Below are 13,685 nucleotides of genomic sequence, written 5' to 3' on the forward strand. Positions count from 1 at the left end.
TTTCACAGCATCCTTCATTACTCCAAATGCTTGCAAAAGTCCGGCTTTGATTTGATCATTTGAGCCATTTTTCTGATCAACTTCATATTCGATTACTGATTCTGGCAAAGAAATTTCTTTCTCATCGCAATAGCTTTTCCAGCCATTGAAGGATTCAAATAAGTAGCTCATATTCGGGTGGGTTTATATACTTTCAAATTTCTACTAACTCGTGATTGAACCATGCGTATGCTTCCTCACAATTTCTACAGAAAAAAGCTTAAGACAGAAGGAGCATTTTTTTGAAAGTTTAATGCTTTCTAAATAGCCTATTTCTTTTACTATTTCACTCAAAAATTGAACCTTAAAGTCTGCTTAATCTCAGAATCTAAGCTTAATGCAACAGGACAAGTCTTGGCTGCATTTTTCAATTTTTGGATCATCGCTTCATCTTCTACAGGATTTTCCCAGTGAAACTCAACTATTATTTCACTTATTTTCCGCGGAGATGATTGCATGATTTTGGTCACTTCCCAAGTCAGTCCATCTAAAGACACAGAGTCTCTATTAGCCACAATCCCCATAATCGTCACCATACAACTACCTAACGCACTTGCAACAAGGTCAGTAGGAGAAAATTTCTCGCCTTTTCCATTATTATCTAGTGGAGCATCGGTATATAATTGGGTGCCTGACTGAAGGTGCTCCGACTCCGTTCTCAAATTCCCTAAATATGAACTTTTTATAGTGGGCATAAACTCTTATTTTTAAAATCAGTTAAAATACTAACACCCAAAAATAGGGCTATATTTTCGACCAATTCGAATGAACAAACTGAAATTCATCTTACCGCTTCTTTTACTGTCATTTTCCATCGAATCTTTTGCTCAAAGAGATGACATTGGCAATTACGAATATGACAAGGAATATATGTTTGGTGTTAATAAAAACACAAACGGAGGATTAATAGGAGGTATAGTCTTCAAAGCAGGTACACGTTTAGACGATACCCAATTTAGTTTTTGGGCTTTAGAGCTTTCCAATGTCAAAAACCCTAAGGAAATAAGATACAACACTGTACTAGGCAACAGCTATATTTTTGGCAAGTCTAATTACCTCTATTCCATCAGACCTCAATATGGTCGTGAAATAATCCTTTTCAAAAAAGCGCCTAACCAAGGAGTACAAGTTTCAGCGCTCGCCGCAGTAGGTCCAACGTTTGGATTAATTGCACCTTACTATATAGAATATGCGCTGAACAGAGTAGAAACTGTACGCGAGCAATACGATCCGGAAATCCACCAAAGCCGATTCAATATTTTAGGAACGGGTCGTCTTTTCGAAGGTATAGGACAATCAGAGTTTGCTTTCGGTGCCAATCTTAAAGCTGCCCTATCCTTTGAATTTGGGGTTTTTCGCTCAAATGCAACAGGTTTGGAACTTGGATACATGCTCGAAGGGTTTACCAAAGAAATCCCCCTGATCCCGACTACAGAAAATCGTCAGTTGTTCCAGTCTGTGTACTTCACCTTTTTCTACGGGTTCAGGCAGTAAGTCAACTTGGGTTTTGCCCTTTGCTGACTTACCTTTGCACCAAATCAGAAATCAATGATCGAATTACCTGTAATTTCCGAAGAAGCTACCCGAAGAAAAAAGCCAGATTGGCTTAGAGTGAAACTTCCTGTAGGAAAAGAATACGCCAAAGTCCGCAAACTAGTAGATGAGCACAAGCTTCATACGATCTGCGAAAGCGGCAATTGCCCAAACATGGGTGAATGCTGGGGAGCCGGAACGGCTACCTTTATGATTTTGGGAAATGTATGTACACGTTCATGCTCCTTTTGCGCTGTAGCTACTGGCCGACCGCCTGAATATGATGTGGATGAGCCGAGAAGAGTAGCAGAAGCAATCAAGCTCATGGGCGTAAAACATGCCGTTTTGACCTCTGTAAATAGAGATGAATTGAAAGATAAAGGTGCCGAAATCTGGTATCAAACCGTGATACAGACCAAGGAACTGTCACCAGCAACAACAATTGAGACTCTTATTCCAGATGTAAAATCAAACTGGGATGCTTTATATAGAATGATTTCAGGAGGCCAAGAAGTAGTTTCTCATAATATGGAAACTGTGGAAAGTCTTTATAGAAGAGTTCGTCCGCAGGCAAAATATGCACGGTCTCTAGAGCAGACCAAATTAACCAAAGAGTACGGCAAAAGAACCAAAACCGGCATCATGCTAGGATTGGGTGAGAAAAAAGAAGAGGTTTTCAAAGCAATGGATGATCTAGCCGAGCATGGCTGCGATATCCTGACGTTGGGACAATACCTTCAGCCTACCAAAATGCACATTGAAGTAGCTGAGTTTATCCATCCGGATCTTTTTGCAGAATATAGAGAAGAAGGACTAGCGAGAGGATTGAAGTACGTGGAGTCAGGACCTTTGGTGAGGTCATCTTACCATGCTGAGCGCCACGTGAACGTCTAAACTTTCTAAATGATTTTTAAAGCACACTTTGGGGTGTGCTTTTTTTATGCCTAATTTTTTAATATTTTCAAAAAATATATTTTACACTAAACTTTTAAATAAATGGTACAAATTGAAAAAATCGGAGTTTCCTCCGCTGCTAAAATCTATGGCTTGACACTTGGCATCCTTGGTTTTGTGATCGGTATTTTTTATGCTTTATTCTTTACTGCTTTTTCAGGATTGCTTGGAGAAGGCATGGGAGGCCTTGGGCTCATAATGGTAATTGTCTTTCCTATTATGTATGGAGTCATTGGCTTTATAGTTGGAGCATTAGGAGCAGTGATTTATAATTTTGTAGCATCGAAATTAGGGGGTTTGGAAATCCAACTTTCAAAAGAGAATGAGAATCATTTAGGATAATAATGGTCCAAGTCTGAAGACTTCAACCAACTGCATCTAGAGTTTATGACTTCTGTGACCTCTGCAAAAACTTTTTGCACTCAGCGGTTAAAACGAAAAAAGGGCTACCGAATGGCAGCCCTTAACTTATATATTTCGAAACCAATTAAGCTTCTTCGCTTGCATAATCCTCCACGGGAATACAGCTACAGATCAAGTTTCTGTCACCGAAAGCAGAATCAATTCTGCGTACACTTGGCCAGAATTTATTCGCTTTCACGTATTCAAGTGGATAAACTGCTTTCTCTCTAGTATATGGTAAGTTCCAATCATCTGAAAGCACCATCATAGCTGTATGCGGCGCATTTTTCAACACGTTCTCTACTTTATCAGCTTTTCCATCTTCGATCTCTTGGATCTCCGCACGGATAGAAAGCAAGGCATCACAGAACTTATCCAGCTCAGCCTTAGTCTCCGACTCAGTTGGCTCGATCATCAACGTACCAGCAACCGGGAAGGAAACTGTAGGCGCATGGTAGCCATAATCCATCAATCGTTTCGCGATATCTTCTACTTCCACACCCACTTCCTTGAAACCTCTGCAATCCACGATCATTTCGTGAGCAGCTCTTCCTTGCGTACCTGTGTAAAGAATAGGGAAATGATCTTTTAATCTTTCTTTGATGTAGTTAGCATTTAAGATTGCCATTTTCGTAGCATTCTTCAAGCCATCACCACCCATCATAGCAATGTAAGCGTAAGAGATTGGTAAAATGCTCGCACTACCATAAGGTGCTGCTGAGATAGAAGAAACCGCCTGCTCTCCGCCTGCTTTCACTACTGGGTTGCCAGGAAGGAATGGCGCCAAATGACTTGCTACGCAAATTGGGCCCATACCAGGTCCGCCACCACCGTGAGGGATACAGAAAGTCTTGTGAAGATTCAAGTGACAAACGTCAGCCCCAATTCTGCCCGGGCTAGTCAATCCAACCTGTGCATTCATATTAGCTCCATCCATGTAAACCTGCCCACCATTGTCGTGAATAATCTGGCAGATTTCCTGAATGGCTACTTCGAATACACCGTGTGTAGAAGGATAAGTTACTAAAAGCGAAGAAAGCTCATTAGCATTTGCTTCCGCCTTCGCTCTTAAATCCTCGATATCAATATTTCCTTTTTCATCACATTTTACCAAAACCACTTTCATTCCAGCCATAACAGCGGAAGCAGGGTTGGTGCCATGCGCAGAAGTTGGGATCAAGGCTACATTTCTGTGGTGATCTCCTCGGCTTTGGTGATAAGCACGAATGACCATCAATCCAGCAAACTCACCTTGTGCACCAGAATTTGGCTGTAGGGAAGTATCTGCAAAACCTGTGATTTCATTCAACCAATGTCTCAAATTTGCAAAAAGCTCTTGGTATCCTGCAGTCTGATCGGTTGGTGCAAATGGGTGCATCTGTCCGAACTCAGGCCAAGTCACCGGGATCATCTCCGCAGTAGCATTAAGCTTCATCGTACATGACCCCAAAGAAATCATAGAGTGAACCAATGACAAATCCTTGTTCTCAAGCCTTTTGATATAGCGAAGCATCTCGTGCTCACTTTGGTACTCGTTGAAAACCGGGTGAGTCAAATATTCAGATGCTCTTACCAATTCTTCCGGAAGATCCAATTCGATCTCAGAAGCCAAAGCAGCAAGATCTGGAGCGTCTACTCCCTTTGCTTTCGCAAAAACTTCAACAACCGACGTGATATCCTCTAATGTCTTAGCTTCATCAAAAGTCAAGAATACCGTATCGTAATCGTAACGGAAATTCATTTCCGCAGAAAGTGCCAATGACTGGATTGCATTAAGCGACTTAGACTCGATTTTTACTTTGATAGTATCGAAGTAATTCTTGGAAGGCACTTCGTAACCTAATTGCTCAAGAGCCTTTGCAGTTAATTTAGCCAGTCCATGCGTTCTTAGCGCTATGTTTTTCAGACCTTTTGGGCCGTGATAAACTGCATAAAAACTAGCCATTACAGCTAGAAGAACCTGTGCAGTACAAATATTAGAAGTTGCTTTTTCTCTTTTGATATGTTGCTCACGAGTCTGCAAAGCCATTCTGTACGCTTTGTTTCCTTCACGATCCTGAGAAACACCAATAATTCTTCCCGGAATCTGACGCTTGTAAGCTTCTTTCGTAGCGAAGAAACCTGCATGTGGCCCACCATAGCCCATAGGAACACCAAATCTCTGCGAAGATCCCACCACTACATCTGCCCCCATTTCACCTGGAGCTGTCAGAAGTGTCAATGCCAAAAGATCAGCAGCAAATGCTGTGGTTACATTGTTTTCTTTTGCAGCAGCAACGATAGCTGAGTAATCACGCGCTTCACCGTCAGCATCTGGATATTGGAATAATACTCCATAAAGATTCTCGTCCGTCAGGTCCAACGAATCAATAGACCCAAAAACCAATTCAATTCCTACCGGCTCGGCTCTAGTTTCAAGTACAGCCTTGGTCTGAGGGAATACTTTTTCGTCTACAAAGAATTTGGTTGCGTTCTTTTTCTCTCTTGGTTTCACCGCAAAAAGCATATTCATCGCTTCAGCTGCAGCTGTTCCTTCGTCCAGAAGAGAGGCATTTGCAAGCTCCATTCCTGTCAATTCCATCACAACAGTTTGGAAATTGATCAAGGCTTCCAATCTACCTTGAGCGATTTCTGCCTGATAAGGGGTGTAAGCAGTGTACCATCCTGGATTCTCAAGCACATTTCTCAAAATCACACCTGGAACTAATGTGTCATAGTATCCAAGCCCAATAAATGATTTGAATACCTTATTTTTGGAAGCCAGTTTTTTGAAATCCTTCAAAAACTCCGACTCTAACTTCGCCGCCGGAAGATCCAATGGGCGATCCAATTGTATAGATTTTGGTACAGTTTGGTTGATTAATTCCTCTAAAGATGAGGCACCGATTTTCTCCAGCATTGCTGAGATTTCTGAATCTGTCGGGCCATTGTGTCTGCTCTCAAATTTGACAGCATTAGAAAGATTGATCTTCATATAAGAACGTTAAGACGATGAACTATTTGGGTTTGAAATCTGCTGAATTTTCAAGGCGCAAAGGTACAATTTATTGAAAGATAATGCTTTCATGAACCGCATTATTTCCCTTTTGTTCGATCAAAATTTATAAACGGTTTATTGAAGGGTAGAAAATTTCTCTAGTTTAGCGCATGAAATGCTAATTGCTTGAAATCAGAACTCTATTCACTCAAGGTTCTATTTGAGTGAATTCAGGGAAATTTTAGTCAGAAATCAAAAAATCAAACTAATACTTATGAATTCGAGCATGATCTACTGGTTAAAAACTAATACTACCATAAAACATGCGAGGTTCCAGATTCTTTAAAAATCCAAATTATAAACACATGAATAAAAGTCTGTTATTGACGGGCGCAATAGCTCTAGGGCTTGCACTTCCGTCGTTGGCGCAGCAACCTGCACAGGTGAAATACGCCAACACAATTACCGCCGGAGATCTTAAAGAGCGCCTTACTTATCTTGCTTCTGACGAAATGAAAGGCAGAGATACTGGCTCTGAAGAACAAAAAGTTGCTGCTAATTATTTAGCTGATTTCTACAAAAAAATCGGTTTGACTGGCCCAGTAGCAGGGAGCTACCTACAGGCAGTAGAACTCGTAAGCTCATCTTTCGGTGATGTTTCTTTGAAAGTAGGCAAAAACAAGCTTGTCAATAATGAAGACTTTGTTTTCATCGGCGATGGCGACATGAAAAAAGCCACCAAAACTGATCTTGTATTCCTAGGATTAGTTTCAGATGAAAACTTGGCTAAAGTTGATGTAAAAGGCAAACTAGTCGGCATCTGGGCTGTAGGCGTCAGATCAAACGATCTTTTGACCAAAGTAATGGACGCCGGAGCAGCTGGTATCGTGATCGTAAGCATGGAAGGTCAGGCAAATTTTGACCGTATTGCAGGACGTTATCAAAGCTTAGCTGGAAAAGGAAGGGTTGGATTTGCGAAACCTGTAGAGCAAAAGCCTGTATTCATGGTAAGCTCTGATAAAATGGCTGAGCTTTTCGATACTCCTGTTGAGGATCTAAAAGAAGCAGCAAAATCAAATCCTGAGTCAATCAAATCTCAAAAAGCTACTTACCAAATCGAAAAGAAAGTAGAAGAAGTGGAAAGCTCTAACGTAATGGGCTACCTAGAAGGAACTGATAAGAAAGATGAGCTAGTTGTTATTTCTTCCCACTACGATCACGTAGGTGTAAGCAGTACCGGTGAAGTGTTTAACGGCGCAGATGATGACGGATCAGGAACAGTATCTGTAACTGAAATCGCTGAAGCTTTCGCTGCAGCAGCAAAAGACGGCATCAAGCCAAGAAGATCAATCCTTTTTCTAAACGTAACTGGTGAAGAGAAAGGCCTTTTAGGGTCTGAGTATTACTCTGAGCACCCAATATTCCCTTTGGAAAACACAGTAGTAAATTTCAACATTGACATGGTAGGTCGTATTGATTACGAATATCAAGATGCTGAAAACACTGATTTCGTCTATGTGATTGGCTCTGAAATGCTTTCTACAGATTTGAAAAAAATCTTGGAATACAACAACATCACTTACTCTGACTTGATCTTGGATTATAGATACGATGCCGAAGATGATCCAAACAGATTCTACTACAGATCAGACCATTACAACTTTGCAAAGCATAACATCCCAGTAGCATTCTTCTTCAACGGAGTTCACGACGATTATCACCAAGTAACGGATACGGTGGATAAAATTGAATTCCCTCTAATGGAAAAGAGAGCTAGATTGATTTTCCACACAGTTTGGGACGTTGCCAACAGAGAAAATAAGCCAAGAGTTGATGGCACAAACACTAGAACTGAGAGATAATTAATTTAAGCTCTTAGTACTCAAAAGGCTATTGGAGAAATCCAGTAGCCTTTTTTGATATAGGGAAAACAGCCTTATTTAAGCAATCCAAAAAATGCATTTTACTTTCAGAGCTTATCTAATACCATTTTTAATTGGCCAGCCCTACCGAGCTGGGTTTAGATAGGTATGGCTTTCAGCTCTTTGCAAAATAAGATACACTTTGACACCGCTTATGTGACTCAAACGACCAAAGTCAAAACTAAACTCCTCAATACCCCCGAACGTATCAGCGAAAATAAATTGATTTCATTTTTCCAATCGTCAAATTTTATAAAACGATATCTTTGCCACACGAACGCTAATTGATATCCCGTGTATAAATCCCTACTCAAACCACTTTTTTTCTTAAAAAAACCAGAAGCTGCTCATCACTTTACTGTAGATCTGACTCGGTTCGGCTTCAATCTTCCTATTATTGGGTCGATCGTAGAATCCACTTTTAGATTAGAGGATAAAAAGCTTGAGCGGGAAGTATTTGGACTGAAATTCAAGAATCCCGTTGGCTTGGCGGCAGGTTTTGACAAGGATGCGAAAGTCATCGATGAAATGGCCATGCTCGGTTTTGGTTTTATTGAAATAGGAACCTTGACTCCAAAACCTCAAGAAGGAAATCCACAACCCAGGCTTTTCAGACTTCCCCAAGACGAATCACTGATCAATCGAATGGGTTTCAATAATGGAGGCGTTTTCGAAGCGGTGGAACGATTGAAAAAACGCAAATCTAATGTTCTTGTAGGTGGGAATATCGGTAAAAACAAAGTCACACCGAATGAAAATGCTATTGACGATTATTTGATTTGTCTGGAAGCACTGCATGATCACGTGGATTATTTCGTCGTGAATGTGAGTTCTCCAAACACTCCAAACCTTCGAGATCTGCAGGAAAAAGAACCGCTTAAAGCCCTGCTTCAGGCCGTAAAAAATGCGAATGATCTCAAGACAAAGCCTAAACCAATTCTTCTAAAAATTGCTCCAGACCTTACCGACGGACAATTGGACGATATCATTGAAATCGTGAAAGAAACAAAAATTGATGGGGTAATAGCGACCAACACAACCATCGATCGTTCGCAACTGAGCACTTCCGAGGCTGAAGTACAAGCCATAGGAGCTGGAGGGGTAAGCGGAAAAGTGCTAGGCAAAAGAAGTACTGAAGTCATCCGATACCTTTCTGAAAAGTCAAATAAGGCCTTCCCTATCATTGGAGTGGGAGGAATTTTTTCGGCCGAGGATGCAATTGAAAAACTAGAGGCTGGAGCTAGCTTGATTCAAGTGTACTCGGGCATGATTTATGAGGGACCTGCCTTGATCAAAAAGATTAAAAAAGGATTGTTGGCTTATTTTTCACAGTAATTTGTCAATCTAAATTCATTAATCTTAACTTAAATCGGATTTGAATCGAATACATGGCCACCAATTCACCTAGGACCAATACTTTTAGAAAAAAAGGAGAACCCACCAAAAAGAAAGGCGCAGGCTTCAAAGCACCAAGCTTTTCCTTTGGTAAGATAAAAACAGCCAAGATCAGCTTGACGCTGGGAATTTTGCTGATGTCTACGGCTATTTTCCTGTTTATCGCATTTATCAGTTACCTCCTGAATGGCCCTGCAGATCAAAGTCTAGTCATGAATAACCCCGACGAGGCGATTCGAGATACGGCCCGTGAGTCTACCAACTGGCTCGGCTACCTCGGTGCCCAAGCTGGCAACTGGATGATCTATCGCTGGTTTGGGATTGCGGCTTTTCTATTCCCTCCATTTTTGTTTTTACTCGGATTCAAATGGGCTTTCAAAATCTCATTGGTTTCTCTCACTAGATACACCACATTCGCGCTTTTTTTCACATTCTGGCTAGGTTTATTGACTGGTTATGTAGTCATTTTGATTCAAGGCTATTCTTATTGGAGCTTCCTTTCCGGTGGTTTTGGCTATGAATTAGCAAAGCTTTCCGCTGATTTTCTGAGCTGGGGAACCTTTATTTTGCTGGGAGGATCCATGCTCATTTTTGTGATTTTCTTCTTTGATATTGACAAATTAGACTGGTTTAGCAGCAAAAGCTCAGATGCCGAATTGGATGAAGATGAATTAGAAATAGAATCTGCTGCTTCAGTAAAAAACCCTTTTAAAGAAGATTTGGAAGAGGAAGAAGAAATCGATGATGACGGTAGTTCTTGGACCATCAAAGGACAAGAGGAAGATGAAGAAGCAAGTTCCCCTATAGCACTAACCCCTGAATCACCACCTAAGCCAAAGAAGGAGGAAATAGCATTTGATGTGCCTCAATTAAACATTCTCGATCCAATCGTAGAGCGTGAAGATGAGCCTAAAATTGAGGAGAAAAGCTTCTCTGTAGTGAAGCCGGCGGGAGAGGAGAAAACAGCCGAAGAAGTCGAGAATCTTGATGCTTACGATCCTACGCTTGATCTTCCCCATTACAAATATCCTACGCTAGACTTACTCAATGAATATGATGTTCAAAAAGTAACCGTAAGCCGACAGGAACTTGAAGACAACAAAAACAAGATTGTAGAAACACTTGAGAATTTCAAAATCGGTATTCAGGAGATTAAAGCGACTATAGGACCTACGGTAACGCTTTATGAAATCGTCCCGGAGCCTGGAGTAAAAATCTCCAAAATCAAGAATTTGGAAGATGATATTGCCCTGAGTTTAGCGGCTTTGGGAATTAGAATTATTGCCCCAATTCCTGGAAAAGGCACAATTGGTATAGAAGTTCCAAACAAAAACAGAGAGCTTGTCCCAGCTCGGGCTGTTTTGGGCACGGAGAAATTCATGCGCTCAGACAAGGACCTTCCGATCGCCTTAGGCAAAACTATTTCCAATGAAGTTTTTGTAGTCGATTTGGCAAAAATGCCGCACCTATTGATGGCTGGTGCTACCGGTCAAGGTAAATCGGTAGGTCTGAACATGATCTTGGCTTCACTGATTTACAAGAAGCATCCTTCACAATTGAAGTTCGTCCTTGTGGATCCTAAGAAGGTAGAACTCACCCTTTTCAACAAGATCGAGAGACATTTCCTTGCCAAACTACCAGGTGCGGAAGAAGCTATCATTACCGATACCAAAAAGGTGATTTATACGCTGAATTCTCTTTGTATCGAAATGGATAATCGATACAATCTTCTGAAAGATGCCGGCACAAGGAATCTCAAGGAATACAATGCAAAGTTCGTTGCTCGTAAGCTAAATCCAGACAAAGGGCATCGTTTCATGCCTTACATAGTTTTGGTGATTGATGAGTTAGCGGATTTGATGATGACAGCTGGCAAGGAAATCGAAGGTCCGATTGCACGACTGGCACAATTGGCCCGAGCAATTGGTATTCACTTGGTAGTCGCTACGCAAAGACCGTCTGTAAACGTGATCACCGGTATTATTAAAGCGAATTTCCCTGCACGTCTTTCCTTCCGTGTGACTTCAAAAATTGATAGTAGAACTATCCTAGATGCAGGTGGAGCAGATCAGTTGATAGGTATGGGAGATATGCTTTTATCTCATGGATCAGAGATGACTCGTATCCAGTGTGCATTCTTGGATACACCTGAAGTTGATTCGATTTGTGATTGGATCGGTGAGCAAAAAGGCTATTCTGACGCTTATTTACTTCCTGAATTTGAAGGGGAAGATTCGGATAATTCTGTTGGAGATGTTGATTTTTCAGATCTTGACCCACTTTTCAATGATGCAGCAAGACTACTCGTGATGCATCAGCAAGGCAGTACTTCTCTGATTCAGCGCAAGCTCAAACTAGGGTACAACCGCGCGGGACGAATTATCGATCAACTGGAAGCTGCGGGAATCGTGGGAGCTTTTGAAGGCTCAAAAGCACGCGAGGTGCTTATTCAGGATGAAGCTAGTTTGGAACGGTTATTGAATAGTTTGTAATAGCTGTTCAATTAGTACCAACAGCACCATTACATGAAAAAAATCGCCCTAGTTTATACGCTTTTTCTAGCCATTCTATTCTCCTTCGAAGCGACCGCTCAAAAAGATCCTAAAGCAAAAGTTGTTTTAGATGCGATGAGCCAAAAGTTTCAGGCAATGAATGGGTTTACTGCAAATTTTGATTTCACTTTCCAAGATGCTTCTGGACCTGGAGATCGGCAGTCAGGAGATATTGCCGTCAAAGGCGAGCAATATCGCCTCAAACTCCCAGACCAGGAAATTTACAACGATGGCAAAACAGTTTGGACTTACATCCAATCTGATAATTATAAAGAAGTAACCATCAACGATGCTGATCAGATGGAAGGAGAACTTACTCCTTCTAACATTTATCGCATTTACGAATCAGGCTATAGCTACAAACTGCTCAGCGAAAAGCAGTTTCAAGGCAAAACAGCTCAGATAGTAGAATTGCTAGCAGAGAAAAACAATGCACCCTTCGAGCAGGTCAAACTAATGATCGATAAAAGCACTTCAAATCTCCTAGGCTGGGAGATGTTTGATGGCCAGGGAGGCGTATTCTCGTATACTTTCAAAAACCTCAAAGTAGATGCTAATCTACCTTCCTCCTATTTTGTCTTTGATGCAAAACAATATCCAGGAATAGAAGTGATTGACCTAAGGTAATCGGTTATTTTTTCCTTATACTAGTAGTCTTAAAACTACATGTATGAAGATTTCCTACATTATTCCATTTTTTGCTATCCTGATATTTTCTTGCCAAACAAAAGATCATCAGTCTGAAACCAATTCAAGTGGCCTTCCAAGCTACCGCATGGAGACAGTAGATTCTGTTACGGTAAAAGGTATTCTTGCCCGAATTTTCATGTTTCAGACAGCCGATGAGAATCATGTTGTTTTTAGGGATAGAGCTACTTCTGATGTTTACGTATTTGACAGAGATGGAAACCCAGTCGACAAGTGGGACAAAACGGGTGATATTCCTGGAGCTTTCTCTATTGCAAGTGGAAATTTAACACTGGATAAAGCAGGTAATTTGGTGGTTTTAGACGTCATGAATGGCCTAAAAGTATTCAAGAAAAATGGTGACATAGTTCAAAACTTCGGGATCTATCAAAACCAATGGAGTTTAGGAGGGGCAGTTTCACTTTTTAAATCTTATCAAGTCATCGAAAAAGAAGAGAAAGAATATTTACTTTATTCGCTTGACATAATTGAAGAGGCGACAGGCGACTACGGCCCTGAATATCTCCAAGCAAGAAATAACCTAATTTTGACAGATCTTGAAACTGAGGAAACCAAAACCTTTCTACCATTCCCTGAAGGATCTCAATTTCTTAATGGCAATGTATTTCTCTTTAATGATTTCAAACCAGTATTCACATACGATGAGAAATCTCAACTCCTTTACCTCATGTTTCAAAATGAGCCTATTCTTTATACCTATGATTGGTCTGGCGAAGAGCCTATTTTAAAAGATCAAACAAAGCTAGATCTAACCGGATTTGTAGCTGGGGAGGGATTCGAAAAAGGAGCTGTTAGTTTCGGTAAAATTTCTGACAATAAGATCAACCCTTATCCCTCGTCAGTGCTCAATTTGGAAAAATATGGAGAAAATATAATAATTACATATAAGCCAACACCATCAGACAAGGGTGACTTGGCGCTGGCAGCTTCAGGTGAAGTTTCCAAAGAGCTAAAGGCTAAGCTCTATGAAGAATCAAAAAAACGAACAGTGATTTTGACTCAAAAGGGAGACATTGTCCCTCTAAGTTTGCCAGAAATGATTCTGTATGATTTTTCAGTACTTGGTGAAGATATCTGGTGGATGAAAAAATATACTGGAGATGAAGAACAAGAAGACTATACAGTATACAAAAGTAGGCTGGTCAAAGAATAAATAGCACCCTTTTTATGAATGGTAAAAACTAAATCCTGCCTCTGGAGAAG

At 40.8% G+C, this 13,685-nt stretch carries 10 protein-coding genes; 8 read left to right on the forward strand and 2 right to left on the reverse strand.

Features of this window, described 5'->3' with window-relative positions:
• Nucleotides 1-329: 329 nt before the first annotated feature.
• Entirely contained in the window at nt 330-734 is a 405-nt protein-coding gene (locus AC0L6R_RS10750) for an OsmC family protein (protein ID WP_473271213.1), read from the reverse strand.
• A gap of 70 nt (nt 735-804) precedes the next feature.
• Here AC0L6R_RS10750 and AC0L6R_RS10755 point away from each other — a divergent pair, with 70 nt between their 5' ends.
• The 3 genes from AC0L6R_RS10755 (at nt 805) to AC0L6R_RS10765 (ending at nt 2,868) form a co-directional block, all read left to right on the forward strand.
• Nucleotides 805-1,533, forward strand: coding sequence for a hypothetical protein (locus AC0L6R_RS10755; protein ID WP_283412497.1), 729 nt, complete (start codon nt 805-807; stop codon nt 1,531-1,533).
• A gap of 54 nt (nt 1,534-1,587) precedes the next feature.
• A complete protein-coding gene (lipA, locus tag AC0L6R_RS10760; RefSeq protein ID WP_473271215.1) occupies nt 1,588-2,466 on the forward strand; it encodes a lipoyl synthase in 879 nt (292 codons plus the stop codon).
• Nucleotides 2,467-2,568: 102 nt separating this feature from the next.
• The gene (locus AC0L6R_RS10765; protein WP_283412495.1) at nt 2,569-2,868 is read left to right on the forward strand and encodes a hypothetical protein; all 300 of its coding nucleotides are present in this window, start codon (nt 2,569-2,571) and stop codon (nt 2,866-2,868) included.
• 145 nt (nt 2,869-3,013) lie between these two features.
• Here the strand turns inward: AC0L6R_RS10765 and gcvP are convergent, their stop codons facing one another.
• Nucleotides 3,014-5,902 carry an aminomethyl-transferring glycine dehydrogenase gene (gene gcvP, locus AC0L6R_RS10770; protein WP_473271216.1) on the reverse strand — a complete coding sequence of 963 codons (2,889 nt, stop codon included), beginning with the start codon at nt 5,900-5,902 and terminating at the stop codon, nt 3,014-3,016.
• A gap of 368 nt (nt 5,903-6,270) precedes the next feature.
• Between gcvP and AC0L6R_RS10775 the strand changes: the two genes are divergently transcribed.
• The 5 genes from AC0L6R_RS10775 (at nt 6,271) to AC0L6R_RS10795 (ending at nt 13,635) form a co-directional block, all read left to right on the forward strand.
• A complete protein-coding gene (locus AC0L6R_RS10775) occupies nt 6,271-7,767 on the forward strand; it encodes a M28 family peptidase (protein ID WP_473271217.1) in 1,497 nt (498 codons plus the stop codon).
• 354 nt (nt 7,768-8,121) lie between these two features.
• The gene (locus AC0L6R_RS10780; RefSeq protein ID WP_473271218.1) at nt 8,122-9,162 is read left to right on the forward strand and encodes a quinone-dependent dihydroorotate dehydrogenase; all 1,041 of its coding nucleotides are present in this window, start codon (nt 8,122-8,124) and stop codon (nt 9,160-9,162) included.
• Between the two features lie 53 nt (nt 9,163-9,215).
• Complete coding sequence (locus AC0L6R_RS10785) at nt 9,216-11,714, forward strand: FtsK/SpoIIIE family DNA translocase (protein WP_283412491.1); 2,499 nt, start codon at nt 9,216-9,218, stop codon at nt 11,712-11,714.
• 33 nt (nt 11,715-11,747) lie between these two features.
• Nucleotides 11,748-12,401 (forward strand): outer membrane lipoprotein periplasmic chaperone LolA1, encoded by a 654-nt coding sequence (gene lolA1 / locus AC0L6R_RS10790; RefSeq protein ID WP_283412490.1) that lies wholly within the window; start codon nt 11,748-11,750, stop codon nt 12,399-12,401.
• Between the two features lie 43 nt (nt 12,402-12,444).
• Nucleotides 12,445-13,635, forward strand: coding sequence for a hypothetical protein (locus tag AC0L6R_RS10795; protein ID WP_473271219.1), 1,191 nt, complete (start codon nt 12,445-12,447; stop codon nt 13,633-13,635).
• Nucleotides 13,636-13,685: the final 50 nt, after the last annotated feature.

Source organism: Algoriphagus sp. 10J20-15 (assembly GCF_055809615.1).

Bases quoted from the DNA above. Each gene is read 5' to 3' on its own strand.
- AC0L6R_RS10750 (WP_473271213.1), bottom strand. From the start codon at position 734: ATGCCCACTATAAAAAGTTCATATTTAGGGAATTTGAGAACGGAGTCG.
- AC0L6R_RS10755 (WP_283412497.1), top strand. From the start codon at position 805: ATGAACAAACTGAAATTCATCTTACCGCTTCTTTTACTGTCATTTTCC.
- lipA (WP_473271215.1), top strand. From the start codon at position 1,588: ATGATCGAATTACCTGTAATTTCCGAAGAAGCTACCCGAAGAAAAAAG.
- AC0L6R_RS10765 (WP_283412495.1), top strand. From the start codon at position 2,569: ATGGTACAAATTGAAAAAATCGGAGTTTCCTCCGCTGCTAAAATCTAT.
- gcvP (WP_473271216.1), bottom strand. From the start codon at position 5,902: ATGAAGATCAATCTTTCTAATGCTGTCAAATTTGAGAGCAGACACAAT.
- AC0L6R_RS10775 (WP_473271217.1), top strand. From the start codon at position 6,271: ATGAATAAAAGTCTGTTATTGACGGGCGCAATAGCTCTAGGGCTTGCA.
- AC0L6R_RS10785 (WP_283412491.1), top strand. From the start codon at position 9,216: ATGGCCACCAATTCACCTAGGACCAATACTTTTAGAAAAAAAGGAGAA.
- lolA1 (WP_283412490.1), top strand. From the start codon at position 11,748: ATGAAAAAAATCGCCCTAGTTTATACGCTTTTTCTAGCCATTCTATTC.
- AC0L6R_RS10795 (WP_473271219.1), top strand. From the start codon at position 12,445: ATGAAGATTTCCTACATTATTCCATTTTTTGCTATCCTGATATTTTCT.